At 73.6% G+C, this 23,287-nt stretch carries 28 protein-coding genes and 1 pseudogene; 12 read left to right on the top strand and 17 right to left on the bottom strand.

The window, feature by feature from the left end; genetic code table 11:
• Position 1: 1 nt before the first annotated feature.
• The 3 genes from AB0O91_RS17990 to AB0O91_RS17980 form a co-directional block, all read right to left on the bottom strand.
• Positions 2-307 carry an urease subunit gamma gene (locus tag AB0O91_RS17990; RefSeq protein WP_363433701.1) on the bottom strand — a complete coding sequence of 102 codons (306 nt, stop codon included), beginning with the start codon at positions 305-307 and terminating at the stop codon, positions 2-4.
• Between the two features lie 98 nt (positions 308-405).
• Positions 406-1,341: an urea transporter gene (locus AB0O91_RS17985; protein WP_363433699.1), complete on the bottom strand. Its 936-nt coding sequence runs from the start codon at positions 1,339-1,341 to the stop codon at positions 406-408.
• Between the two features lie 435 nt (positions 1,342-1,776).
• A complete protein-coding gene (locus tag AB0O91_RS17980; RefSeq protein WP_363433696.1) occupies positions 1,777-2,517 on the bottom strand; it encodes an alpha/beta hydrolase in 741 nt (246 codons plus the stop codon).
• Positions 2,518-2,886: 369 nt separating this feature from the next.
• On the opposite strand from AB0O91_RS17980, the gene AB0O91_RS17975 reads away from it, so the two are divergent.
• Both AB0O91_RS17975 and AB0O91_RS17970 read left to right on the top strand, forming a co-directional pair.
• On the top strand, positions 2,887-3,435 hold the full coding sequence (locus tag AB0O91_RS17975; protein ID WP_363433693.1) for a SigE family RNA polymerase sigma factor: 549 nt from the start codon (positions 2,887-2,889) through the stop codon (positions 3,433-3,435).
• Positions 3,432-4,352: a hypothetical protein gene (locus tag AB0O91_RS17970; protein WP_363433690.1), complete on the top strand. Its 921-nt coding sequence runs from the start codon at positions 3,432-3,434 to the stop codon at positions 4,350-4,352. Before AB0O91_RS17975 ends, AB0O91_RS17970 begins: the two co-directional genes overlap by 4 nt.
• A 71-nt stretch (positions 4,353-4,423) precedes the next feature.
• Here the strand turns inward: AB0O91_RS17970 and AB0O91_RS17965 are convergent, their stop codons facing one another.
• The 4 genes from AB0O91_RS17965 to AB0O91_RS17950 all read right to left on the bottom strand — a co-directional run bounded on the left by AB0O91_RS17965 (position 4,424) and on the right by AB0O91_RS17950 (position 8,954).
• Complete coding sequence (locus tag AB0O91_RS17965; RefSeq protein ID WP_363433688.1) at positions 4,424-5,629, bottom strand: glycosyltransferase; 1,206 nt, start codon at positions 5,627-5,629, stop codon at positions 4,424-4,426.
• 142 nt (positions 5,630-5,771) lie between these two features.
• Positions 5,772-6,584, bottom strand: coding sequence for a nucleotidyltransferase domain-containing protein (locus tag AB0O91_RS17960; protein WP_363433685.1), 813 nt, complete (start codon positions 6,582-6,584; stop codon positions 5,772-5,774).
• A 108-nt stretch (positions 6,585-6,692) separates the two neighbouring features.
• The gene (locus AB0O91_RS17955) at positions 6,693-7,904 is read right to left on the bottom strand and encodes a tetratricopeptide repeat protein (protein ID WP_363433682.1); all 1,212 of its coding nucleotides are present in this window, start codon (positions 7,902-7,904) and stop codon (positions 6,693-6,695) included.
• Positions 7,905-8,027: 123 nt separating this feature from the next.
• Complete coding sequence (locus AB0O91_RS17950; RefSeq protein WP_363433680.1) at positions 8,028-8,954, bottom strand: LysR family transcriptional regulator; 927 nt, start codon at positions 8,952-8,954, stop codon at positions 8,028-8,030.
• Between the two features lie 146 nt (positions 8,955-9,100).
• On the opposite strand from AB0O91_RS17950, the gene AB0O91_RS17945 reads away from it, so the two are divergent.
• Complete coding sequence (locus AB0O91_RS17945; protein ID WP_363433677.1) at positions 9,101-10,000, top strand: NAD-dependent epimerase/dehydratase family protein; 900 nt, start codon at positions 9,101-9,103, stop codon at positions 9,998-10,000.
• A complete protein-coding gene (locus tag AB0O91_RS17940) occupies positions 9,997-10,941 on the top strand; it encodes an aldo/keto reductase (RefSeq protein ID WP_363433674.1) in 945 nt (314 codons plus the stop codon). The genes AB0O91_RS17945 and AB0O91_RS17940 overlap by 4 nt, the downstream gene beginning before the upstream one ends.
• Positions 10,942-10,996: 55 nt before the next feature.
• Here AB0O91_RS17940 and AB0O91_RS17935 read toward each other — a convergent pair whose 3' ends face one another.
• Complete coding sequence (locus AB0O91_RS17935) at positions 10,997-11,383, bottom strand: VOC family protein (protein ID WP_363433671.1); 387 nt, start codon at positions 11,381-11,383, stop codon at positions 10,997-10,999.
• Between the two features lie 197 nt (positions 11,384-11,580).
• Here AB0O91_RS17935 and AB0O91_RS17930 point away from each other — a divergent pair, with 197 nt between their 5' ends.
• The gene (locus AB0O91_RS17930) at positions 11,581-12,300 is read left to right on the top strand and encodes an alpha/beta hydrolase (RefSeq protein WP_363433669.1); all 720 of its coding nucleotides are present in this window, start codon (positions 11,581-11,583) and stop codon (positions 12,298-12,300) included.
• A 26-nt stretch (positions 12,301-12,326) separates the two neighbouring features.
• Here the strand turns inward: AB0O91_RS17930 and AB0O91_RS17925 are convergent, their stop codons facing one another.
• Positions 12,327-13,145, bottom strand: coding sequence for an alpha/beta hydrolase (locus tag AB0O91_RS17925; protein WP_363433666.1), 819 nt, complete (start codon positions 13,143-13,145; stop codon positions 12,327-12,329).
• Positions 13,146-13,279: 134 nt separating this feature from the next.
• On the opposite strand from AB0O91_RS17925, the gene AB0O91_RS17920 reads away from it, so the two are divergent.
• On the top strand, positions 13,280-14,038 hold the full coding sequence (locus tag AB0O91_RS17920; RefSeq protein WP_363433664.1) for an N-acetyltransferase: 759 nt from the start codon (positions 13,280-13,282) through the stop codon (positions 14,036-14,038).
• A 23-nt stretch (positions 14,039-14,061) separates the two neighbouring features.
• On the opposite strand, the gene AB0O91_RS17915 is transcribed toward AB0O91_RS17920, so the two are convergent.
• From AB0O91_RS17915 to AB0O91_RS17895, 5 genes are all read right to left on the bottom strand, one after another.
• Positions 14,062-14,262, bottom strand: coding sequence for a hypothetical protein (locus AB0O91_RS17915; protein ID WP_363433662.1), 201 nt, complete (start codon positions 14,260-14,262; stop codon positions 14,062-14,064).
• The gene (locus AB0O91_RS17910) at positions 14,259-15,233 is read right to left on the bottom strand and encodes a hypothetical protein (RefSeq protein WP_363433659.1); all 975 of its coding nucleotides are present in this window, start codon (positions 15,231-15,233) and stop codon (positions 14,259-14,261) included. Before AB0O91_RS17910 ends, AB0O91_RS17915 begins: the two co-directional genes overlap by 4 nt.
• A 206-nt stretch (positions 15,234-15,439) precedes the next feature.
• Positions 15,440-16,012 carry a PH domain-containing protein gene (locus AB0O91_RS17905; protein ID WP_363433656.1) on the bottom strand — a complete coding sequence of 191 codons (573 nt, stop codon included), beginning with the start codon at positions 16,010-16,012 and terminating at the stop codon, positions 15,440-15,442.
• Between the two features lie 96 nt (positions 16,013-16,108).
• Positions 16,109-17,173, bottom strand: a complete 1,065-nt coding sequence (locus tag AB0O91_RS17900) for a M12 family metallopeptidase (protein WP_363433654.1) — start codon at positions 17,171-17,173, stop codon at positions 16,109-16,111.
• A 235-nt stretch (positions 17,174-17,408) separates the two neighbouring features.
• Positions 17,409-17,837 (bottom strand): DUF6210 family protein, encoded by a 429-nt coding sequence (locus tag AB0O91_RS17895; protein WP_363433651.1) that lies wholly within the window; start codon positions 17,835-17,837, stop codon positions 17,409-17,411.
• A 191-nt stretch (positions 17,838-18,028) separates the two neighbouring features.
• Between AB0O91_RS17895 and AB0O91_RS17890 the strand changes: the two genes are divergently transcribed.
• Both AB0O91_RS17890 and AB0O91_RS17885 read left to right on the top strand, forming a co-directional pair.
• Positions 18,029-18,550 carry a SigE family RNA polymerase sigma factor gene (locus AB0O91_RS17890; protein WP_363433912.1) on the top strand — a complete coding sequence of 174 codons (522 nt, stop codon included), beginning with the start codon at positions 18,029-18,031 and terminating at the stop codon, positions 18,548-18,550.
• Entirely contained in the window at positions 18,547-19,119 is a 573-nt protein-coding gene (locus tag AB0O91_RS17885) for a PASTA domain-containing protein (RefSeq protein ID WP_363433648.1), read from the top strand. The genes AB0O91_RS17890 and AB0O91_RS17885 overlap by 4 nt, the downstream gene beginning before the upstream one ends.
• Positions 19,120-19,230: 111 nt before the next feature.
• On the opposite strand, the pseudogene AB0O91_RS17880 reads toward AB0O91_RS17885, so the two are convergent.
• Positions 19,231-19,728, bottom strand: a pseudogene (locus AB0O91_RS17880) (transposase); the annotation flags it as partial.
• Positions 19,729-19,902: 174 nt separating this feature from the next.
• Here AB0O91_RS17880 and AB0O91_RS17875 point away from each other — a divergent pair.
• The gene (locus tag AB0O91_RS17875; RefSeq protein WP_363433645.1) at positions 19,903-20,427 is read left to right on the top strand and encodes a DUF6886 family protein; all 525 of its coding nucleotides are present in this window, start codon (positions 19,903-19,905) and stop codon (positions 20,425-20,427) included.
• 44 nt (positions 20,428-20,471) lie between these two features.
• Here AB0O91_RS17875 and AB0O91_RS17870 read toward each other — a convergent pair whose 3' ends face one another.
• Positions 20,472-21,005, bottom strand: a complete 534-nt coding sequence (locus AB0O91_RS17870) for a GNAT family protein (RefSeq protein WP_363433642.1) — start codon at positions 21,003-21,005, stop codon at positions 20,472-20,474.
• A gap of 235 nt (positions 21,006-21,240) precedes the next feature.
• Positions 21,241-21,699, bottom strand: a complete 459-nt coding sequence (locus tag AB0O91_RS17865; protein ID WP_363433640.1) for an ATP-binding protein — start codon at positions 21,697-21,699, stop codon at positions 21,241-21,243.
• A gap of 124 nt (positions 21,700-21,823) precedes the next feature.
• Here AB0O91_RS17865 and AB0O91_RS17860 point away from each other — a divergent pair, with 124 nt between their 5' ends.
• From AB0O91_RS17860 to AB0O91_RS17850, 3 genes are all read left to right on the top strand, one after another.
• Positions 21,824-22,702 (top strand): helix-turn-helix transcriptional regulator, encoded by an 879-nt coding sequence (locus AB0O91_RS17860; protein ID WP_363433638.1) that lies wholly within the window; start codon positions 21,824-21,826, stop codon positions 22,700-22,702.
• A 2-nt stretch (positions 22,703-22,704) separates the two neighbouring features.
• Positions 22,705-22,890: a DUF397 domain-containing protein gene (locus AB0O91_RS17855; RefSeq protein WP_363433635.1), complete on the top strand. Its 186-nt coding sequence runs from the start codon at positions 22,705-22,707 to the stop codon at positions 22,888-22,890.
• A gap of 61 nt (positions 22,891-22,951) precedes the next feature.
• Positions 22,952-23,191: a DUF397 domain-containing protein gene (locus tag AB0O91_RS17850; RefSeq protein WP_363433632.1), complete on the top strand. Its 240-nt coding sequence runs from the start codon at positions 22,952-22,954 to the stop codon at positions 23,189-23,191.
• The last annotated feature ends 96 nt before the right edge of the window (positions 23,192-23,287 follow it).

Genomic DNA, 23,287 nt, shown 5'->3' with positions numbered 1-23,287 from the left:
GTCAGGCACCGACCGGGTCGTGGCAGGAGACCAGCTTGGTGCCGTCCACGAAGGCGGCCTCGACCTGGAGCAGCGGCAGCATCTCCCGCACGCCGGGCATGACCTCGGCGTTGCTGACGACCTGCTTGCCGATCTCCATGCACTCGGCGACGGTGCGGCCGTCCCGGGCGCCTTCCATGATGGCCTCGCTGATCAGCGCGCAGGCCTCGCTGTAGTTGAGCTTGACGCCGCGGTCGCGGCGTTTGCGGGCCAGATCGGCCACGACGTAGATGTAGAGCTTGTCCATCTCACGCGGGGAGAGATTCACGGGAACCACTCCTCCTTTCCGAGAATCCGACGGATTACAAGTCAGATGAAATGCAAGGGAGTTGGACGGCCGGAATACCGGACGGGGCGTCCGCGGGATCAGATCCGGCGCAGCCGGGGAATCGCCGGGACCGCCGCCAGGAACAGCATGGCGGTCAGGACGAACGGCCAGGTGAAGGCATGGCCGCCGAACGGCGCGGCGATCGCGCCGAGCGCCGGGGTCAGCACGGTGGCGGCGGCCGCGCCGAGCGCGGCGTAGGCCGCGCTCCAGCCGGAGGGGGCGACGAACACCCCGCACAGCGCCAGCGCCGTCAACACCCCGCTGTAGCCGAGCAGTCCCTGCCCGACCGCCTCGGCCGGAGCCCCGAACGCCCAGGCGGTGAGCAGCCCGACGGCACTGCCGGCGCAGGCCACCGCCCCGGCGAGCCGACTGGCCGCGAACAGCCCGGCCAGGAACAGCAGGCCGACGTACCACTGCGGCAGGAAGAAGATCTGGCCGATGTTGGCGAAGAACCCGTGCCAGAGCTGTTCCCAGCTCAGCGCCGTCCCCCCGACCGCCGGTCCGGGCAGCGCGGCCGGGCCGGCGCCCGCCGGCCACAGTCGCCGGAAGCCGGGCGCGGCGACCGTGACGGCCGTCGCGACCAGGCAGAACGGCGCGGTCAGCGCGGGCAGTCCACGCCCCGCCAGCAGCGCCCCGAGCCCCGCGCCGACCACCACCGCGACGGCGGCGCCGAGCACCGCGACCACGACCGTGGCGGGGTGGCCCGGGCCGAGGAACACCGCACAGCCGAGGGCCACCAGGCACCCGTTGTACCCGGCCAGCCCGGCCTCGACGGTGTCCCTGCGCAGCCCGAGGCCGTAGCCGACGGCGGTGGCGACGGCACTGCCGAGCAGACCGTAGAGGCCGTACTGCCAGCCGGCGGCGAACAGTGCGGCGACGAAGAAGAGCCCGCACACGGCGGACGGCATGAAATCGACCTGCGCGATTCCGCGCAGGACTTCGACGACCAACTTGACGGATATCGGACGGACCACACCCGGAGCCCCTTCCGAGGCCCCTTCCCCACCCTTTTGCAGACCCATGCGGCGCACCAATTCCCCGGTACGGCCGAGGGGGCTCGGGAGATTGCTCGGGAGCCCGTTCGGCGATTCGTTGGGAACCGTACTCCTGCGGATTGCCGGGCGGGGCGGGCACGCCCGGTCACGCCAAATCGACGTCGGGTGACCACCGCCCCCCTGAGCTGCAACATTCTGTTGAAACACCCCCCTGGGCAGGCGGTTGCCAAGGGCAATTCTTTGCGAAGTTTTACTGACTGCTGACAAGCGCCGGAATATGAGCATGCCAACCAAGTCGCGACAAATTCCCGCCGCCCCGGCAATACGGACACCCGAACCTGCGGGAATGCTGTGAGCCGCGGAACAGATGTGGCGGAATTGTGCGCACGGCGCGACGTGTTGGCGGCGGCCCCGTCAGCGGGCTCCACAGGGCAGATGGCGGGCCAGGAACCGCTCCGCCGAGGCCGACTCGAAGTCCGGCACCGCCAGGTGGCCCCCGGGGTTGGCGTGCAGCGACTTCTCCCGCGACCCCAGCGCGCCGTACAGCGCCAGGGCCGCCTCCCGGGGCTGGAGTTCGTCCTCCCACTGCAGGACGAACTCCACCGGCACCGACACCCGCCCGGCCGCCTCCGCCAGCGAGGCGTGGCCCGCCAGCCCGAACACCGCGGCCACCACCCGGGGTTCGACCGCCGCGAGCGGGATGCCGATGGCCGTCCCGAGCGACAGCCCCCAGTACCCGACCGGGCCGAGCCCCTCCCCCGCCCCCGCCTCCAGGGCGTCCAGCACGGCCCGCCACTCCGGCACGGCCCGCTCCGCGAGCGCCGCCGTGTGCCGGGCCACCCACGCGCTGATCGGCCGCCCGACCGCGAGCAACTCCCCGATCTCGGTGGCGAAGCGCTCGTCCTGCGCGGTGCGCGTCCGCTCGCCGTGACCGGGCGCGTCGATCGCCACCGCCGCCCACCCGAACCGGGTCACGCACCGCCGGGCGCGCTCCCGCGGGCCCTCCTTGCCCTGCCCGCCGCCGTGCCCCAGCAGCACCAACGGCCGCCCGCCCAGGGCCGATCCGTCCGGCTGCCAGAGCAGGCCGGGAACGCCGTCGACGACGAAACGGCGTTCCGAGACACCGTCCGAACCGCTCTCCGAGGTGAAGTGCACCCACCCATGATGGCGCCCGACACACGTTCGAGTCCGGCTTTTCGGCCCCTGGCCGACAGTCGCCGCGCCGGCCGGGCCGCTCGGACCGCCCGGCACCGAACGGTCGCACCCGATCGGCCCGTCCCTCAACTCCTTTCCATGTGGCGCCACTTGGGCCGCACCGGGGCCGGCCGGGGAGGGCGGGTCCGACTCCCGCGCCGCGCCGGGAGAGGATCGTGCGGCGGACGGTGGCGGGTGGTGCCGGTGGGGCGCGCGGTGCGGACCACCCCGACCCGCGGGACGAACGCCCGCACGGTGCCCCCCGGGACGTTCGACCCGGAGTAAGCGCTTCCGGCCGTGCCCGGGCTCTGGGTGGGTGAGGAGGTGCTCATGGGAGAAGCGAAGAGCGGGCGGGACGAGGAGTTCCAGTCGTTCATCGTCGCGGTCTGGCCCCGACTGGTGCGCACGGCGTACCTGCTGGCCGGGGAGCAGTACGCGGCGGAGGACCTGGTGCAGTCCGCGGCGGAGAAGGCCTGCGCGGCCTGGCCGAAGGTGCGCCGGGCGGACGATCCGTACGCCTACGTGCGGAGGATCCTGGTGAACCAGCACGCCCGCCGCTGGCGCCGCCGGCCGCCGGAGCTGCTGGTCGACGCGGTGCCGGACGCGGCGGGGCCGGAGGACGGCTACGCCCGTTCCGACCAGCGCGGGGCGCTGCTGGCGGCGCTCGCCACGCTGCCGCCGCGGCAGCGCGAGGCGGTGGTGCTGCGGTACTGGGAGGACCTCAGCGACAGCCAGACGGCGGCGGCGATGGGCTGCTCGACCGGTGCGGTGCGCAGCCACGCGGCGAAGGGCATCGGGCGGCTGCGGCAGGTCCCGGCGCTGATGGGGCCCGAGGACCGGAAGCCCAAGGACAGGACCGAGATCGGAGGAGCGGTATGAGCACGGGGAACGCGGAGCGCGCCGGCGGCGCGGAGGCGGGCGGGGACGCCGACGTGTGGGTCGGGCTGGGCCTGGCCGAGGCGGCGTCGACGGCGCGGATCGGCCCGGCGCCGGTGGCGGACATCCTGGCGGGCGGGCGGCGGATCCGGCAGCGGCGCCGGACGGTGGTCGGCGCGTTGGCCCTGGCCTCGGTGCTGGTGCTGGCGGGCGGGGCGGTCACCGAACTGCGGCCGCAGCCGACGGCGGGCCACCCGCTGGTGCCGGCCGGCAGTGCTCCCGGCTCGGGCACCGGCGGGCCGCCGTCGACGGCCGCCGCCCCGGCGGTCCGGGACCCGTTGACCCCGGTCCGGGTGGCCCTCGACCAGGGCACCAGGGCGGACGGCAAGCTGTGGATCCTGTGGCAGGCGCTGTGGCCGGCGGCGCCGAAGGAGCGGGCGTACGAACAGGCGCTGGCGGTGTGGCAGGACCGCAGCCCGTTCGACCCGGCGCTGACCAAGCCGACCGAGGACTTCGTCGACCGGTACTACAACCCGGACGTCGATGTGACCAACACCTACTTCACGCTGGACGGGGAGCGCCTGGGCCACGACGACGAGGGCACCGCCCCGTCGCCGGGCAAGCTCGACCCCCGCAGCGGGGCGAGCCTGTCCGGGATCGCGCCGGGACACCGCGGGAAGGGCGACACGCTGGCTCCGGCCGACGTGGTCACGCTGGCCGTCGGCCCCGACGTCGCCCGGGTGAAGGTGACCTGGACGGACGGCACGGTCACCGAGCCCCCGCTGGTCAGCGTGGGTGACTCGCCGCTGCGGCACGTGACGCTGGCCCGGCCGTACGGCAAGACGGCGAAGCTCTGGGAGTACCTGGACCGCAACGACGCCCGACTCCCGGACTCGGGCGAGCAGTTCTTCCGCGACTAGACCCACCGGGTCGGGCTCCGCGGGAGGGGGAGGCCGACCGGAGCGGCCTCCCCCTCCCGTCGCCGGGCGGCTCAGCCCAGCAGCAGCCGCGCGGCCACCGCCGCGCCGTCCGTGCGGATCCGGCCCGCGACCGCCGCCGCCCGTGCCCCGACCTCCGGTGTCAACGCCCGCCGGAGCGCGGCGGACAGCGAATCCAGGGTCGGGACCGGACCGTCGTGGGCCGCGCCGATGCCCAACGCGGCGACCCGGGCGGCCCAGTAGGGCTGGTCCACGATCTGCGGCACCACGACCTGCGGGGTCCCGGCCAGGGCGGCCGCGGTGGTGGTGCCCGCGCCGCCGTGGTGGACGACGGCGGCGACCTTCGGGAACAGCGCCTGCTGGTTGACCTCGTCGACGGTGAAGCAGTCGTCCGCGCCGTCGACGGGCGCCAGTTCCGCCCAGCCCCGGGCGAGCACGACCCGCCGCCCCTGCCGCCGGGCCGCCTCGACCAGGACCCGGGCGGCGTCCGGGGCCCCGTGCAGCGGCATGCTGCCGAAGCCCGCGTACACCGGGGGCTCGCCCGCGTCGAGGAAGGCCGACAGGTCGGCGGGCAACGGGCGTTCGTCCGCGAGCAGCCAGGCACCGGTCTGCACCACCTCGCGGTCGACCGGCCGGGGCCAGGGGCCGAGCAGCTCGTCGGTCGCCAGCCAGGGGCGCTCGGTGAACACGTGGTCGCGCACGTTGTCGACGGTCGGCAGTCCGATCGACGCGCGGTGGTCGTTGACCGCGTCGCGGAACAGCGCGTTCATGGTCCGGATGTTGTCCGCCCACAGCTCCCGGTTGCCGGTCAGCCCCGGCCGGTACGGCGCCAGCGGGAACTCGATCGGCGGGTGGTGCGGGGAGGGCAGCATGGTCGGCTGGAGGGCGGCGTACACGAAGCGGGCGCCCACCGCCTCGGCCGCCGCCTGGGCACCGGCCACGGCCGGGAACACCCCGGTGGCCAGCACCGCGCCGCCCGGCTCGGCCACCGCCGCGACCGCCGCGTGGAAGCGCTCGACCATCACGGCCGCCCGCCGGGGGAGCTCCTCCGGCGCCGGCAGGGCCCCGCGCACCAGCGACCGCACCGACGCCCCGACCGGCACCACCTCGACCCCGACGGCGGCCAGCCGCTGCGCGAACTCCTCGTCCGGCGGAGCGCACACCCGCACCTCCGCGCCGCGTTCGCGCAGTTGCACCGCGAGCCCCGCCAGCGGCTGGACATCGCCGCGCGACCCGTACGTGGACAGCACCACTCGCATCTCGTCGTTCCTCCCGTTCGCCCAGGGACGGCCCTGGAGTGGAGGATTCTGCGGCATGACCGGGGCCTTGCCGCAAGGCCCCCCGTGCGCTATAGCTTGAGAGTGGCGGGGAGTGCGGTCAGCCACCGCAGCGGCCACGCCGTCACCCGCGCAGGGCCGCCAGCACCTCGCCGACCAGCCCGCGCGCCCGCCCGACCGTCGCGCCCAGTTCCTCGGGGCGCACGCCCGGGGCCCCGAGCAAACGCCCCACCCGGTCCGCGAACTCACGTGGGGCGCACGGGAGTCGGGCGGCCACGGCGAGCGCGCCCTTCTCGTTGAGGCACCAACGGCGGTCGTGCGCGTACAGCGCCTGCACCAGCACGCCGACCGCCCGGGACAGGCAGAGCGCGACGTACAGGACGTCGCCCCGCGCCGCGCCCTCGGCCGCGCCGCCGACCAGGAACTCCGCCTCCCACGCCGCAGCCGTCAGGGCCTCGCGCAGCGGCTCGGGGTACCGGACGGTCTGTGCCCAAAGTACGGCCAACTCCCCCGCCGGGTCGGCGAGTACGCGCCCGAGTGCGACCTCGCCGGGGTAACAGGGCGACCAGAACCCCAGCGGGTGCCCGGCCTGCACCCCGACCTCGAAGCGGCCCGCCCGGCAGTCCGCCCACACCCGCTCCACCCGGTCGAGGTCCCGCAGGATCCAGTCCACGGCGACCCCGTCGACCTCCAGCCACGCCCCGCCGTTCACCCACGGCCCCCAGCCGCCCGGACCGGCCACCTCCACCCCCGGCCCGGCGAGCTCCCGCAGCGCGGCGAGGTCGGGCCCGCCCCGGTAGTAGACGCCGAGGTCCCAGTCCGACCCGGGCCGGTGCTCCCCGCGCGCACGGCTCCCGCCGAGCATCACCCCGACCACGCCGGGGACTCGGGCGAGGCGGTGTGCCATGGCCTCGATGCGCTCGTCGATCGTCTGCATGCAGGGAGTCTGACGAACAGCCGGGTTCCAGGCCAACGCCTTCCGCCGCCGACCGGGCGGACGCCGAAAGGGAGTTCGGCACGGCGCCCGCCCCACCGACGCCCGGCCTCAGGCCCGCTCGCCCGCCCGGCGCAGCCAGTCCCGGCCCTCCGGATCCTCCGGATCGATCGCCAACAGCAGTTCCCCGAGCGAGCGTTGGGCCGCCGGGTCCCCCGCCCGGGCCCCGATCAGCAAGAGGTCGGCGGCCTGCCGCGGCTGTCCGGCGTCCAGCCGCTCGCGGGCCTGGGCGTGCAGCCCGATGGAGGCGCGGGCGAGCAGGTCCCACATCTCCTGGGAGTCCCGGCCCACGCCCGTGCGGGCGGCCTGCTGCTGGAGGACGGAGAGCAGGTTGTACTGCGCCTGCCAGTCGCCCGCCTCCGCCACCGGGCGCAGCACCGCCACCGCGCCGTCGAGATCGCCCGCCGCGCCGAGTGCGGCGCCGAGGACCGGGGCGAGCAGTTCCTCCCCCTCGGCCACCGCCCGGCGCAGCAGCGGCACGGCCTCCGCCGGCCTGCCGTCGCCGAACAGCCAGAGCCCGGCGAGCTTGGCGCCGCCGGGGCGGCCGCGGCGGCCGGCCTGCTCCAGCAGCTCGACGGCCCGGCCGGTCTCGCCCCGGCGGCGCAGCCGCAGCGCCAGGTCCCAGGCCGCGTCGGCGATCCCACCGGCCGCGGCGACCTCCAGCCAGCGCTCCGCCTGCTCAGTCTCGACGAGGTCGAGCAGGACGCTCGCGGCCCGGTACGCGGCCTCGACGTCCCCCTGTTCGGCCTTGGCCACGTCCAGGGCGACGGCCGCCCGGGCGGCCCGGACCCTGTCCAGGTCGAGGCCGAGGAAGTCGATCGCCTTCTGGTGGCCGGCCTCGGCGGCGCGCAGCATCCAGTGGGCGCCCTCCTCATCGTCCGCGTCCTGGCCGAGCAGCAGCGCGGCGAGGTTGAAGGCGGCCGAGAGGTGCCCGCCACGGGCGGCGAGGCGGAGGTAGTCCAGGCCCAGGTCGGTCTGCCCGACCTTGAGCAGCTGGTCGCCGAGCCAGACGGCCGAGCCGACGTCACCGGCGACGGCGGCCTCCCGGTGCCACCGCATGGCCTCCGATGTCTTGCCCTGGTACTCGAGCATCCGCCCCAGGTGGCCCATCGCCTCCACGTCCCCGGCCTCCGCCCGGGCGCGCATGGCCTTGACGAGGCGTTTGAGTTCCGCCGGTGAGGCGTCGATGTGTAGCCGCGTCCCGCCGCCGATGTCGAGCCCGGCTGCCGGGGGCTGGTTCTTCTTCCGTCCGAACAGGCCCATGCCGTCCTCCCCTTGACCTACCGGACGTACCCGCCCTCGCGCCTCCTACTCGGGCTTCCACCGGCGGTTCGGCCTTCTGCGAACCGTCGGCGACCGGGACCGGCGCGGCCCCGACGCCGGGTTTCACGACCGGGCCGCCGTCGCCCCCTCGACGAGCCGCGCGGCCAGTTCCTCGGCCAGCCGGGCGGCCCGGCCGCGCCGGCGGCGGGCGAGGGCGAGCCCCAGGTGGCGGCGCGGGTACGGTTCGGCGAGCGGGAGGGCGACCAGCTCCGGGTGCGGGGCGAGGCCGATCTCGGGGATCAGGGCGATGCCGATCCCGGCCCGGACCAGGGACTGGGCGAACTCGTAGTCCGTCGCGGTGCAGCAGATCCGCAGCTCGACACCTGCCAGGTCCGCGTACCGGGCGAGCTGGCCGGCGGACTTCCGGCAGCCCAGGATCCAGCGCTGGTCGGCGAGTTCGGCGAGGTGCGGGGCCTCCGGGCGGTCCCGGTGGCGGGCCGCGGCCGGGTGGTGGACGGGCAGCACGATCCGGAGCGGGTCCTCGCCGAGCGGCGTCCAGTCCAGTCCGGACCGGTCGCCGGGTCGCGCGGGCGGCGGGCCCTCGACGTGGTAGCCGAGGGCGAGGTCGGCGCGGCCCTCCCGGACGGCGGGCAGGCTCTCCTCGGGTTCGGCTTCCAGGACGGTCAGTTCGACCTCGGGGTGGTCGGCGGCGAAGCGGGCCAGGGGCTCGGGGAGCAGGCGTCGGCCCCCGCTGGCGAAGGTGGCGACGGTCAGGGTGGTGCGTTCGGCGGTGAGCCGGGCGATCCGCTGCTGGGTGTCGGTGAGTTCGGCGGCGATCGCGTCGGCGGCCTCGACCAGGAGCCGGCCCGGGTCGGTGAGGGTGACGCCGCGGGTGGAGCGTGCCACGACGGGTGCGCCGAGGCTCCGTTCGAGTGCCGCGATCTGCTGGGAGACGGCGGAGGGGGTGCAGTGCAGGGCGTGGGCCGCCCGGTTGAAGCTGCCGCGGCGGGCGACCTCCCGGAGCACCGCGAGCCGCTGGACGTCGATCAACAGTTCTCCTAACGACGGATCCGCTCATTCCACACTACCGCTGGTCACCACCCCCGGGCAGGCTGGTCCACGCCGCCGGACGGGAACGACCGACCGGCACCGCTGGAACCACACTGCCGGTACGGAACGGAACGAGGATCGGAAGCATGGACGTCTGTGTGATCGGCGGGAGCCGGCACTTCGGGAGGCGGCTGGTCGAGGAGCTCCGCGACGCCGGCGCGAGCGTCACCGTGGTCAACCGCGGCTCCACCCCCGCCCCGCCCGGCGTCACCCACCTCCGCGCGGACCGCGACGACGAGGGCGGCCTGCTCGCCGCGCTGGGCGGCCGGCGCTTCGACGCGGTCGTCGACCAGGTCTGCTACACACCGGTCCAGGCGGCCGTGGCCGCCCGGGTGTTCGCCGGGCGCACCCCGCGCTACCTGCTCACCTCCACCGTCGAGGTCTACGCCCACCTCGGCCGACCCGGTGGCCCGCCGCTGCCGGAGCAGGCACTCGACCTGTCGGCCGAACCCGTCGACCTGCACCTCCCCTGGGGCGAACCGGAGTTCGCGAACTCCCGGTACGCCGAAGGCAAGCGCCAGGCGGAGGCACTGCTCACCCGGTCGGCCCCCTTCGACCTGGTCACCGTCCGGACGGCGCACGTGCTCGGCGGCGCGGACTTCACCGGACGGCTGGCGCACTACGTGGAGCGGATCCGGCGCGGGCTCCCGGTGGCCGTCCACCCCGCGCCGCAGCGTGCCTCCTTCGTCCACGCGCCGGAGATCGCCCGCTTCCTGGCCCGGGCGGTCACCGCGGAGTTCACCGGACCGGTCAACGCCGCCTCCGAAAGGCCCTTGGACGTACGGGAGTTGTGCGCGCTCGTGGGGCGGGCGACCGGCGTCGAGCCGGTGTTCACGACCCCTGCGGGAGCCCCGCCCACGCCGCCCTCCCCCTTCTTCTTCGACCGCTGCTACGCGATGGACACCACCCGCGCCACCCGGCTCGGCTTCCGCTTCTCCCCCGTCACCGACTGGCTGCCCCGGGCGGTCGAGGAGGCCCTCGCATGACCGGCAGCACGTCGTCCCCCGTCAGCCGCAGCATCGGAGGCGTCCGTGTCGGCACCGTCGGCCTGGGCGCGATGCCGCTGTCCGTCGAGGGCCGACCGGAGGAGGAGCAGGCCGTCGCGACGATCCACGCCGCCCTCGACGCGGGCGTGACCCTGATCGACACCGCCGACTCCTACCACTGGCACGCGGACGAGGTCGGCCACAACGAGCGCCTGATCGCCCGCGCCCTGGCCGCCTACGGGCCCGGCGCCCGGGACGTCCTGGTGGCGACCAAGGGCGGTCGGGGCCGCCCCGGCGACGGCAGTTGGACGGTCGACGGCGATCCGCGCCACCTGCGCAGGGCGGCCCGGGCCTCGGCGGCCCGGCTCGGCGTGGAGGCCATCGGCCTGTACCAGCTGCACAAGCCGGACCCGGCCGTGCCCTTCGCCGAATCGGTCGGCGCGCTGCGGGAGTTGGCCGACGAGGGGATCATCCGGATGGTCGGCCTGTCCAACGTGGACGTCGCGCAGATCCGCACCGCACGGGAGATCCTCGGACCGCTCCTGGTCTCCGTGCAGAACCGCTTCTCCCCCGCGCACCGGGCCACCCGGGACACCCTCGACCTGTGCACCCGGCTCGGCCTCGCCTTCCTCCCCTGGAGCCCGCTCGGCGGCATCTCCCGCAGCGCCGTCGACGACCCCGGCACCGACGCACCGCCGGCCGACACCCCGTTCCACGCGGTGGCCCGCGCCCACGGGGTCAGCCCGCAACAGGTCTGCCTCGCCTGGCACCTGGCCCAGTCGCCGGTCGTCCTGCCGATCCCCGGTGCCCGCCGCCCCGCCTCCGTCCGCGACTCGGCGGCGGCGGCCGGGCTGGCGCTCCCGGCGGACGCACTGAGGGCGCTGGAGGGCCCGGAGACGCTGGAGGGCCTGGAGGAGCCGGCGGAGCCTCGGCTGCCCTGACGACGTGCCGAACGCCCCCGGAACGCGGTCGCGTTCCGGGGGCGCCGCCGGGGCGTCAGGCGTTCGTCGCGGCCCGGTCGGACGCGCTGCGCAGCACGCAGAACTCATTGCCCTCCGGGTCGGCGAGGACGGCCCAACCGGTGCCGTCGCGGTTGCGGCGGTCCGCGACCATGGTGGCGCCGAGGGCCAGCAGGCGTGCCACCTCCGGGTCGCGGCCGTCCTCCGGGCGCAGGCAGAGGTGGATCCGGTTCTTGACCGTCTTCGGCTCGGGCACCTGGTTGAAGTACAGGGTCGGCCCGCCCTCGGCGAGCAGCACCGCGACCTCCTCGTCCCCCGGCCGGTCCTCCGGGCCCAGCGGCCGGCCGGTCACCCCGCTCCAGAACCGCGCCAGCCCGTAGGCATCCGCGCAGTCGATCGCCACGTTCTGCAGTACCGAGACCATGCGCCCGAGCCTCCCCGATTTCCGCGCCGCGCGCCACCGGATGCCACCGGGTGCCGCCGCCCTCCGACGGCGGTTCCCCCGACACCGGCGGAGCGCCGCCCCCGGCCTGCCGGGCGCTGTCGGTGCGGACCGGTAGCGTGCGACGGGCGAGCCGCCGCCGGAGGGCGGCGGGGCCCGGACGGCGGAGAGGGTGCCCGGTGGCGACGTACGTACTGATCCACGGCGCGGCGGCGGACGCGTGGTACTGGGGGCCGCTGGCAGCCGTGTTGGCCGCGCGCGGCCACGCCGTGGTCGCGCCGGACCTGCCGTGCGAGGACGAGTCGGCCGGCCTCGCCGCGTACGCGGACACGGTGGTCGAGGCCATCGGCGACCGGCGCGAACTCGTGGTCGTGGCGCACTCGTTCGGCGGGTTCACCGGCCCCCTGGTGTGCGACCGGCTGCCGGTGGACCTGCTGGTGCTGCTGCACGCGCAGGTCCCGGCGCCGGGCGAGGCGCCCGGCCTCTGGTGGGACAACACGGGGTACGGCGCGGCCCGGCAGGAGGCCGACCGGCGTCGGGGCGTGCCCGAGGGCGCCGAGGAGGATCCGCTCTCCCTCTTCCTCCACGACACCCCGGCGCCGCTCGCGGCCGAGCTGCTGGCCGAGCACCAACGCGGCCAGGCCGCACGGCCGTTCGAGACCCCGTGGCCGCTGTCCGGCTGGCCGCAGGTGCCGACCAGGGCCCTGCTGGCGACCGGGGACCGGTTCTTCCCGGCGGAGTTCCTGCGCCGGGTGACGGTCGAGCGGCTGGGCCTCCGGCCGGACGGGATGCCGGGCGACCACCTGCCGATGCTGGGGCACCCGCAGGAGCTGGCCGAGCGCCTGGAGGCCTACCGCACCGGGGTGTTGTCGCCCGGGGACGACCGGCGGCCCCGGTAGCGGACCCAACGCACCGAGCCGGGCGGTCACCCCGGCCGGTGGACGTCGAGCACCCGCCCCGCCGCCGCCCGGACGGTGTCGGCCAGCAGGCCGGGGGCGGTGAGGTGGGCGATGTGCCCCTGACCGGCGAAGGTGACGGTCCGCACGTCCGGCAGCGTCGCGGCCAGGTCGTGCAGCCGCTCGCGCAGATGGGCGGGGCTGAGGTCGCCCTCGATCAGGGTCGTGGGCACGGCGAGGCCGGCGAAGCGGTCGGTGCCGGTGCCGAGTGCGTCGATCGCCTCGTCGTCCGCGATCTGTGCCGTCACGTGCGCGACCAGGGCCCCGCGCACGCCGTCGTCGGCGAGCAGCGCCTCGACCGTGTCCACGGGCATCCGGACGATGTCGCGCAGGTGGATCCGCAGCGCCTCGACCCGGTCGCCCGCGTCCAGCGCGGCCCGGGCCCGCACCGCCGCCTCTCCGGCGATCAACTCCCGGGTGGGCAGCGGAGGTTCGTAGAGGACGAGCCCGGCGACGGCGGACGGGTCGAGCAGCGCCGCCTCCAGGGCGGCGACGGCGCCCGAGGAGTGCCCCACCAGGAGCACCGGCGGTTCGAGGAGCCGGGCGACCCGGAGGATGTCGGCCGCCTCGACGGCCATCGAGTGGGGCAGGGCGGGGTCCGCACCGGGAGCGTAGATCCGCCGGTTGATCCTGACCACGCGGAAGTCGTCGGCCAGCAGGCGGACCACGCCGTCCCAGGCCGTGGCGTCCCCGCCACCGGGGTGGACCACCAGCACGCTCGGCCCGGTCCCGTCGTCCAGGGCCGTGAGGGCGGGGGCGTCGTCGGATGCCGTGAGGAGTTCGGTCATGCGCACCATCGTGCGCCCGGTGGCCGTCAACTCACCGACAGGCCACCGGCAGCATGCCGTCAGGAGCACCGGCGGCCCGGCGACCGATGCGGTGGCGGCCGGGCCCCGAGCGCCCGACGATCTACGCTGGCCCCATGGACCGACTCACCGTCACCACCCTCGCCGAGCGCCCGGAGCTGGTCGGCGCCCTCTGGGACATGCCCGACAGCTGGCCGGACTTCCTGCTGCAGGACCCGCTCAACAGCGCGTGCCTCGGCCGGGTCCCGGAGGTGTTCGGCGACCACGTCCTGGTCGCGACGGACGACGACGAGCACGGCGCGGTGGTCGGCCGCGCGTTCAGCGTGCCGTTCCGGCTCGCCGATCCCAAGCACGACGGCGAGCTGCCCGCGCGCGGCTGGGACGCGATGCTGCTCAGGGCCTTCGCGGACCACGGGCACGGCGAGGCGCCGGACACGGTCGGCGCACTCGAGGTCTCCGTCCGCCCCGACCGGCAGGGCCACGGCCTCTCGGGGCTCCTACTGGCCGCCCTGCGGGAGAACGCGCGCGGCCGGGGGTTCGCCGAACTCGTCGCCCCCGTCCGGCCCGTGCTCAAGCACCTCGAACCGTGGACGCCGATGAGCGAGTACGCCGTCCGCACCCGGGCGGAGGACGGGCTTCCGTCCGACCCGTGGCTGCGGGTCCACGTCCGCGCGGGCGCCGTGGTCGAGAAGGTGGCACCCGCGTCGATGACGGTCTCCGGCTCCCTGGCCGAGTGGCGCGCGTGGACCGGCCTGCCCTTCGAGCGCAGCGGTGAGGTCGTGGTGCCCGGCGCGCTCACCCCCGTCCGCTGCGACCGCGAACAGGGCGTCGCCGTGTACGTCGAGCCGAACGTCTGGGTGCGGCACCGCCTCTGAGCGGCCCGGCAGGCCGGGCCCGGTCACCCGCCGAACGCGAAGGCCAGCGCGCCGAGCGCGACCGCCATGCTCCCCCCGAACGCCGACCCGGCCCACAGCGCCGCCTCGGTCGCCCGCGACCCGAGCCGGGTGCGGAGGATGAACACCGCCAGCCCGGCGACGGCCGAGACCAGCACCGCCACCAGCAGCCCGACCAGCCGCGCCCCGGCGGCGGGGCCGCTCACCGCTCGCTCCGGACGGGGGTGCGCTCGAACAGGGCGCGCAGGACCTCGGGCAGCGGCTGCTCCCGGTCCGGGAGGGCGGCCAGGCGGTCCCGCAGGGCCGCCGAGACGGCTTCGGCGTAGATCCACTCAGCCTCGGTGAGCCAGTAACGGTGGCCGTCTCCCGGCGGGCTCATCTCGGTCTCCAGCGCGTGGAGGGTCGCGACGGCGGCGTTCCTCACCTCGGGGCGCAGTCCGCCGCCGGCCCCCTGCCACCACCGGCGCTCGAACCGCTCGTCCAGCAGGACCAACAGCGCCAGCGCCCGCACCTCGTACGCCTCCGGACCGGCCGAGACGTCTCCCCAACTCGTCCGGAACACATCGCCGGGTCGCTCCGGGTACGGCATCTCCGCCCGCGGCCGCTGCTGGAACAGGTGCTGGTACCGCCGGAGCATGTGCTCGTCCAACACGTCGACGTGCACCGTCGCGAAGACCCTCGCGAGGCGCCCCAACCGGTCCATCGAGTCGACCATCGGCGCCAGGCACTGCCGCACCCAGAGGTCGTTCCGCTCCGGCGCGGCGGCCCGCAGCATCACCGGGATCCGCAGCAGCACGAAGGCGACGCAGTCCCGCACCTGCGCGACGATCCACTCCGGCATCACGTGCAGTTCCCGCTCCGTGAGTCGCCGTCCGCCGACCCGCTCGGGCCGCGCGGTCCGAACGAACTCCTGGTCGACCTTGAGCAGCCCCCGGATCGCGGCCGGCTCCCAGCCGAAGCCCTGCAACCTGACCGCGATCCCGTCGACGAGGAAGCCGATGGTGTCCATCGCGTCGGCCGTGCGGTACATGCACATGCGGGCCCAGCCGTGCTCCGCCATCGCGGGGGACGAGTAGCGCAGGACCTCGCACAGGTGGCCCGCCGTCTCGACGGCGTACACGATCGCGGCCGACCGAAGGGCGGGCGGCATGGCGTCGCCGAGGGTGTTCCTGGGCATCGTGCAGCTTTCCGGCACACACCGTCCGTGCCCCGGTGCATGCGCGTGGGCACGGTGAACCGAGGATGGTCGCGATGACTCAACTTCCGGTCGTCCCAGGCGTCATGGGCACGGAGCACGACGCACAACCGCGGCCGTCGCCACGGCCGTGGCAGCACTATACGGCACCCCGGGCCGGGCGGGCCGCCGCTTTCGGGCGGTGGCCGCTACCCCAGCGCGGCGAGGACGCCGAGGACGATGCCGAGGACGGCGGCGGCCGCGAAGCCGATCTTCATGGGGGTGATGCGGTCCCGGAACTGCTTCCCCGGTCGGATGCGCCGGTCCGGCTCGGTGCTCTGCTTCCACCGGTCGACGACCCGCCGGACGTCGGCGTCGAAGCTCTCCGCCGGGTGGTGGTCGCTGGTCACCAGGGTCGACAGCCAGTGGCGCCGACCGTCGGTGGTGTGGATCCGCGCCACCCGCGTGGTGGTGGTGCGGCCGGGGATCTCCGACACGTCGACCCAGGAGATCTGCTGCCACGGGTAGGTGCGGCCGCGCCCCAGCCCCCGGTTGACGGTGATGCCGTCGGCGTCGACCCGCACCCAGGAGCGCAGGGCGATCACGCGGGCCACGACGATCGGCAGCAGCGTCGCACCGACGAGCAGGGCGGTGGTGCCGGCCCCCCAGTGGAACTTCAGCTGCCCGGCCAGGACTTCGACCGCGATGAGCATGAGCAGGAGCGCGATGTCGCCCGCGTCGGGGATGAATCTGTCTTTCCCCCGGAAGATCAGTTCGTTCACGGGGCGAACCCTACGCCCCCCTCGAAGCGGTGCTCCGAGGGGGCCGGGTCGAGGGCCTGGCACGAACCGCGGGCGCCCGTGGTGCGCGCCTTCGGGCTACTTGTACATCGCCTTGACCCCGGCGATGTCGCCGGCGGACAGCTCGGTGGCCTCGCCCAGGACGACCCCGGGGGGAAGCGGCTTCTTCGGGGTGATGGTGTCCTTGCCGTTCTTGGAGTAGGCCTTCCGCCCGTAGTGCATGATCGACGCGTAGTCGTAGGCCGTACCGAAGGTGCTCTCGTTCTTCTGCAGCTGGAAGTTGTGCTTGTCCTTCTGCTCGATGTTGTCGAAGGAGACCTTGATGTAGGTGTCCCGGTCGGGACGTGCCTGCTCGTGGAAGAGGCCGACGGTGTGCCCGATCTCGTGGACCAGTTCGACGGCGTCGCAGGAGGCGTCGTCGACGATGTCGATGGTCTGCCGTCCGCCGACGCGGCCGACCTCGGAGCTGCAGCTGCCGTCCGGGCTGGGCTGGAACTCCACGTAGTCCGGGGAGGACTTGGCGTTCTTGGCGGTGCGGGCGACGAACCTGATCGGGGTCTTCTGCTGCCAGTGGTCGATCGCGGCCTTGACGTCGGCCTGCTGGTCCTTGTTGAGCTTGGAGTTGACCACGTAGGGGATGGTCGCCTTCTTCCAGCGGTACTTCTTGTCCGCCCGGCCCAGCGCCCGGCCCTGCGCACCGGGGCGGCCGGACGCGTCGACGGCGAACGCGTCCTCGACGACCGGCTCGTCGTCCCCGGTCAGGGTGATGACGACCTGGCCGGTGAGGGGCTCCTCGAAGTCGGGGCCGCCGTCGCTGGTCGGGATGTCGACCTCCACGGTCTGGACGGTGTCGTCGCAGGTGAGGTTCTGGAGGGTGGCGTTGCCGGCGGCCTCGTCCCCGTCCTCCAACTCCTGCTCGTAGCCGAGGACCAGGGACGTGGCGGTGTCGGGCAGACAGCTGTAGGTGACGGCCGCCGTGACGGTGTCGGGCGCCTGGTAGGTCAGACTCTCCAGCGTGACGGTGCCCTCCGGCGCGTCCGGGTCGGAGTCGTCGGCGGCCGCCGTCGGACCGAGCGGTCCGGCGAGGGCGGCCAGCAGCAGGGCGGAGACGGCACAGTGGATGGCGGATCGGCGGATGGCCATGGGCTGTTCGGTGTCCCTCGTTCTCGGGCGGCGGGCTCCGGGCCGGGCACGTGGGTTCTGCTCGGCCCGGGCCGTGCGGTGATGGTTCGTGCCCATAGTGAGATCGACGGCACCCGACGCGGTGTCACGACACGGCCTCCCGTGCGGAGTCGGACCGGGCGGCGGCAGATCGCGGGAAGGTGTGATCATCGCAGCGCTGATCCTCCGGCGCGGAGCGGACGACCGATCGCCGGGTTCAGTCCGAGTTGAACCACACCAGCACCGCCGGGCCGTCCGGCGTGATCACCGGCACCCAGGCCTCATCGGCCTCACGGATCCGGCTCTCGTCCAGGCGCAGAGGATGCGGTTCCTCGGTGGTCCCGTCGCACGCCCAGTACCGCAGGGCTCCGACGATCGCGCGGAGCCTCTCCCGCTCGCCCTCCGGCCACGCGTGGTTCCAGGTGCCCGCGCCACCGAAGTGCGTCTCGAACAGTTCGCGCAACGCCTCCAGCTCATCGGGGCCGGACAGCGGCACCAGAAAGCCTTCGACCTGCCCCTGCCGGCAGGCGGTTCCGCCGTACTGCTGCTGGTAGACGACCCCCGTCGTCGCCTCGACCACCGCGTACAGCCAGCCACCGGCACTCATGCCGTCAGGATCGAGGAAGACGAAGCGCCGCGAGCTCATGGCCGCAGTCTTCCGGCCGCCGACCGCGAGTTCAACGACTCCTGGGACACCCTTCCGTCCCGGCTGTGATTCACGTCACTGCCGGCGGCTCGGTGCAGCACCTGGCCCCGTTCCGCCGTCATAGGGGCAGTGATCGGGACGGGACGAGGAGAGGAGGTCGGCGGGTGAGGTTTCGCAGGAGCGGTCCGGGCATCGGATTCACCGAGTTCGTCGCACAGCGGTCGGGAGCGTTGTTCCGCACCGCGTATGCGCTGACCGGTGACGTGCACGTGGCCGAGGATCTGGTGCAGGAGGCGCTGGAGCGGGCGTGCCGACAGTGGCGGAAGGTCGCGGTGGCGGACTCGCCGGAGGCGTACGTGCGCAAAGTACTGGTCAACCTGGCCAACGACCGCTGGCGGCGGCTGTCGCGCCTGGGCGAGCGCCCCGGGCTGTCGGGGGTGCCCGAGACGGCCGACCCCCGGGACCGGTTCGGGCAGGTGGATCTGCGCGCGGAACTGATCGAGGCGCTGCTCGGGCTGCCGATGGGCATGCGCAGCGTGGTGGTCCTGTACTACCTGCACGATCTGGACGCCCAACAGGTCGCCGACGTCCTGGACATCTCTTCGAGTGCGGTGAGGTCCCAGCTCGCCCGCGGCCTGGCCAAGCTGCGCGATTCCGTATCGGGCGCCCAGACGCCGCACACCCCGTCGGCCGCTTTCGGAGGTACGAAGTGAGGAACACGCCGTCCGGACCCGCCCCGTTCGAGCCGGGCCTCGAAGCCGAGCTGCGTGCCGCGATGGTCTCCTTCGTCGACGGGCCGACGGCGCCGGTCGTCGACGCGGCCGCGATCGAGCGAGTCGTCAGCCGCAGCCGCACCCGCCGGGCACTCCTCGGCACCGCTGCGGCGTGCTGCGTGCTGGCGTGCGCCACGGTGGGGTTCTTCGCGCTGAAGCCCGTGCCGCTCGCGCCCGGCGCCTCCCCGTCCCTGTCCTCACCGGCGAACGGGGCGTGCACCCCGCTCGCCACCGGCACCCCCAAGAGCGGAGGCGCCGATGCGACTCCGACACGGGTGCAGACCGCGGGAGCGGGCATCGCGCTGCCGGACCTGGCCGGCATGCCGGTCGAACAGGCCGAAAGCCTGCTGCGCGGACTCGGACTGAGCTGCACGATCATGCGGCACACGGACTGGAACGCTCCCGCCGGGCAGGTGATCAGCAGTGCCCCCCGGGGCGGCGCAGAACCGGTGGCACCGGGCTCGTCCGTCCTCCTGCTGGTCTCGACGGGCAAACCCGACAGAACCTGAGCGACCGGGCCCTTCGGCCCGCGCACCGGCCGGACGGCGCCCCGTCCGGCCGGGCAGGGAGCCACCCGGAGCGGGGGAACGGCTGCGGGTGGCGGGCTCCGAGATGGTGTGCCGGATACCGCGCCTGCGCAGGTAGCCGCGGCATGGCCCGTTGCCGTACGCCTTGTCGGCGGCCACGCTGTCGGGCGTCTTGCGGGGCCTGCCCGGGCCGGTGCGTGGGACGCGGATGTTCTCCGGCACGGGCTCGAACTGCGGGCGGTCCGCCCGTTGTCCCGCGGTGACGACCAGGGACAGCGGGCGGCAGCGGCCGTCCGCGCTCAGGTGGACCTTGCTGGTGGACCCGCCGCGCGAGCGGCCGAGGCCCTCCCCTCCTGCACCACCTCCGCCAGGCGGGCGGTCAGGCTCTGCCACGGCGTCTCGTCCTGGTGTTCTCCCGGCCCAGCCCCCCTTTGACGCGAGGGCCGGCGGCGGGTCGGTGCGGGCGCCGGCCGCGTGCTGGTGGGCCCGGACGATGGTGGAGTCGACCGAGACGTCCCCGTCGATGTCGCCGGCCGCGTCCGCCTCGGCCTGGACCCGCTGGAGCAGGCGCTCCCAAGTGCCGTCGGGACTTCGAGCATCGCGGCCAGGACCTCGCGCTCGCCGATCTTTGGGTTGACCAGCGCCCACACGATCGGCATGCCTGTCGGTGTGCAGACCGGAAACGGTGTTGGCCCAGAGCTCCCTTGCTTGAACAGAAGCCTCCGGCGACGGTAGAACCAAGTTGTGCGTCCACAGCCCGGAGAAGTGCTGCACTTCTCGGAAGATCCCGCGATCACCGTGTTCCGTCCGCACGTCGCTACCACCGCCCAGCAGCCGGAGGCGTACGTCTGGGCGGTCGACAGCGTGCAGGCTCCGGCGTACTGGTTTCCGCGGCAGTGCCCGCGTGTGGTTGCGTGGGCGGTACCGGAGACATCGGACACCGATCGGGAACGAATCCTCGGCCCAGGCGGTGACGATCGAGTGCACGTGATCGAGTACGCCTGGGCGCAGCGGTTCCTGAGCACCGAACTGTTCGCCTACCGATTCTCTTCTGCTTCCTTCCGGCCGTTCGGCAGCCCAGTACCGCACGCCTTCGTCTCGACCGAAGCCGTCCAACCCCTGGGTCCGGTCCAGCCTGTCGGGAGCCTCCTCCAGCTTCACCAGGATGCTGGGATCCAACTCCGCGTCCTGGAAAGCCTCTGGGACTTCTGGGAGGCGGTGACCGTCAGCACACTGGGATTCAGCGGCATTCGCTTGCGAAACGCGGCAGGCGAACCAGGACGGACCTGAAGCAGAGAACGTGATCCTGAGCCTCTGGGACAGGACTCATTCGCCTAGTCGAGGATCCGCTCCCACATCAGGCCGTCGTGCCACTGCCCGTTGAGCTGGATCGCCGAGTGGGCGACGCCGTACGGGGTGAAGCCGTTGCGGCGCAGGACGCGTTGGGAGGCGGCGTTCTCCAGGTGGGTGCCGGCCTCGACCCGGTGCAGGCCGAGTTCGTCGGTCATCAGGGCGAGGGCGAGACCGACCGCGCGCCCGGCGTGCCCGTGGCCCTGGGCGGTGGTGGCGATCCAGTAGCCGAGGGAGGCGCGGCGTACGTGGGGCTGGGGCAGGATGTTGCTGATGGTGAGCTGCCCGACCACCTGGTCGTCCTCGGCGACCACCACGCACGGCCGGACCGTGCCCGCCCGGTGGCCCTCCAGCAGCCGTTCGATCCGCGCCGACTGCCCGTCGGCGGTGTAGAAGTCCGGGGGCTGGGCCGGTTCGAACCGGCGGAAGGCCTCGGCCCCGATGTCCCGCGCCCGGTGGGCGGCGATCGGGGCGGCGTCGGCGGGCTCGATCAGACGGATGCGGGTGCGACTCCCCATGGACGGCAGGGTAACAAGCGGACGAGGAGTGGGACGTCGGTCCGGCCGACTTCCCACTCCTCAGCGTTCTCACCAGGTGGCGGTGGGGCTCGAAGTGGGCTTGGGCGCTGGGTGGTTGGGGTGGTCGTGGTGGCGGGCGGTGAGCGGGTAGGCCCAGGCGAGCAGGGCGATGAGGAGCACGAAGGGCAGGATCGTGCAGAGCGTCGCGCCGCCCGGGGCCCCGCTATCGCGGGGTTCAGGCGGCATCGGGGGCGGCGAGGTCGAGTTCGGCCCAGACGGTCTTGGCGTTGGGGTGGCGCGGGATGGTGCCCCACCGGTCGCAGAGCGCGTCGATGAGGGTGAGACCGCGCCCGGACTGGGAGTTGGGGCTGTGGGTGACGGGGAGGACGGGCAGCCGGTCGCCCCGGCAGTCGCTGATCTCGATCCGCAGGGTGGTGCCCCGGCGCACGGTGGTGGTGAGCGCGAGGTGCAACTCGAACCCGCGCCCCGGAACGCGTCCGTGCGTGATCGCGTTCGCGGCCAGCTCCGCGACGATCAGCAGCGCGGAGTAGAAGGGCTCGGTGTGCGTCGAGTTCAGCCCCCAGGCGGTGAGTTGACGCCTGGCCAGGCGTCGGCACGTGGCGGCGCCCTTGGGGGTGGCGGGGAGCGTGGTGGTGAGGGGGCGGGGTCTGTCGAGGGGGATTTCGGTCGTCATGGCGAAAAGCGTGACGGGACGGACGTACCCTGACCATGGGGATGACGGGCACTCAGCGTGTCTGTGTGGGCGCGGACAGTTCGCCGGGCGGGCGGCCCGGATCAATCGATCGAAAGAACGGGTGATGGCTGTGAGCGGCGTCGAGCGCACGGTCTTCGATGACGACGAAACGGTGGAGAACTTCGACGGGGTCGCGGAGTTCTACAGCGCGGTGGGGAAGCTGATCAAGCTGTTCCGGGAGCGGGCGGGACTCACGCAGAAGGAGCTGGCCAGGCTCACGGGGTACAGCGAAAACCAGATCGGCTCGATGGAGCGGGGCATCCGGACGCCGAGGATCGAGTTCCTGACCGTCGCCGACGACCTCCTCAACGCGGGTGGCGCGCTGAGGGCGGTCGCGGACGACGTGATGAAGGCGAAGGTCCGGCTGGCTACACGGCACCCGGCGTTCAACAAGGCCTTCACCTCCGAGGAGAACCACGCCCTGGAGATCCACGAGTACAGCACATTGCTCGTCCCTGGTCTACTGCAGACCGAAGCCCACGCCAAGGCGCTCTACGAGATGCGCAGGCCCTGGCTCTCTGTGGAGCAGATCAACAAGTGGGTGGCGGCCAGGCTTACGCGGCAGGAGATCCTCACCCGGTGGCCGATGCCAACCATGAGCTGGGTGATTGACGAGAGTGTTCTCCGCCGCCCGATCGGCGGGTGGGAAGTCCATCGGGAGCAGCTCGAACGAATGCTCAAAGTCGCCGAGATCCGAGGCTTGGAGCTGCAGGTCATGCCGATCGATGCACCCGAAAACGCGGGCATGGGCGGAGCGTTCACGCTTCTTACGCGCCCCGGGCGGGACCAAATCGCGTACCTTGAGGCGCAGCACGTCAACCGTCTGATCACGGATCCCGAGGACGTCCGCAGGATGGCTGCACGATATGGCACCCTCAGGGGGCAGGCCCTCAACATGAGGGAGTCCCTGGCCTTGATCAAAATGATCCTGGGAGAACGATGAGCATGGCCGAGCTGGCGTGGTTCAAGAGCAGCTACAGCAGCAACGAGGGTGCCCAGTGCGTCGAGGTCGCCGAGACACCCGGCACCATCCACGTCCGTGACTCCAAGGACAAGAGCGGCCCCCAGCTGGCCTTCGAGCCGGCCGCGTGGAAGGCGTTCGTGACGTTCGCCGCCACCGCCGAGGTCTGACCGACCTTCCCAACGGCCCACCACCTACCGGGTGGTGGGCCGTTGGCGTACCGTCAACTCCATGCAGCCTGCCTGGTTCAAGAGCAGCCACAGCAGCAACGAGGGCGCCGCCTGCGTCGAGATCGCCTGGCGCAAGAGCAGCTACAGCACCAACGAAGAGGTCCAGTGCGTCGAGGTGGCCGAGACGACCACCGCCGTCCTCGTCCGCGACTCCAAGGACAGGAGCGGCCCCCACCTCACCTTCGCCCCCGCCGCCTGGGAGGCCTTCGTGGCCTTCGCCGCGGCCGCCACCACGACCTGATCCCGACGGTCCACCGCAACTGCGCTTTCCCAGTGAAACCCCGAACCAGTTGGCCTACCCTCATCGAGTCGCCTACAAACTAACAATCGTATCGAC

It is taken from the genome of Kitasatospora sp. NPDC089797 (assembly GCF_040684795.1).
Taxonomy (GTDB): domain Bacteria; phylum Actinomycetota; class Actinomycetes; order Streptomycetales; family Streptomycetaceae; genus Kitasatospora.
The sequence above is the reverse complement of the archived record's forward strand: the minus strand, read 5'-3'. Positions and strand labels throughout refer to the sequence as shown.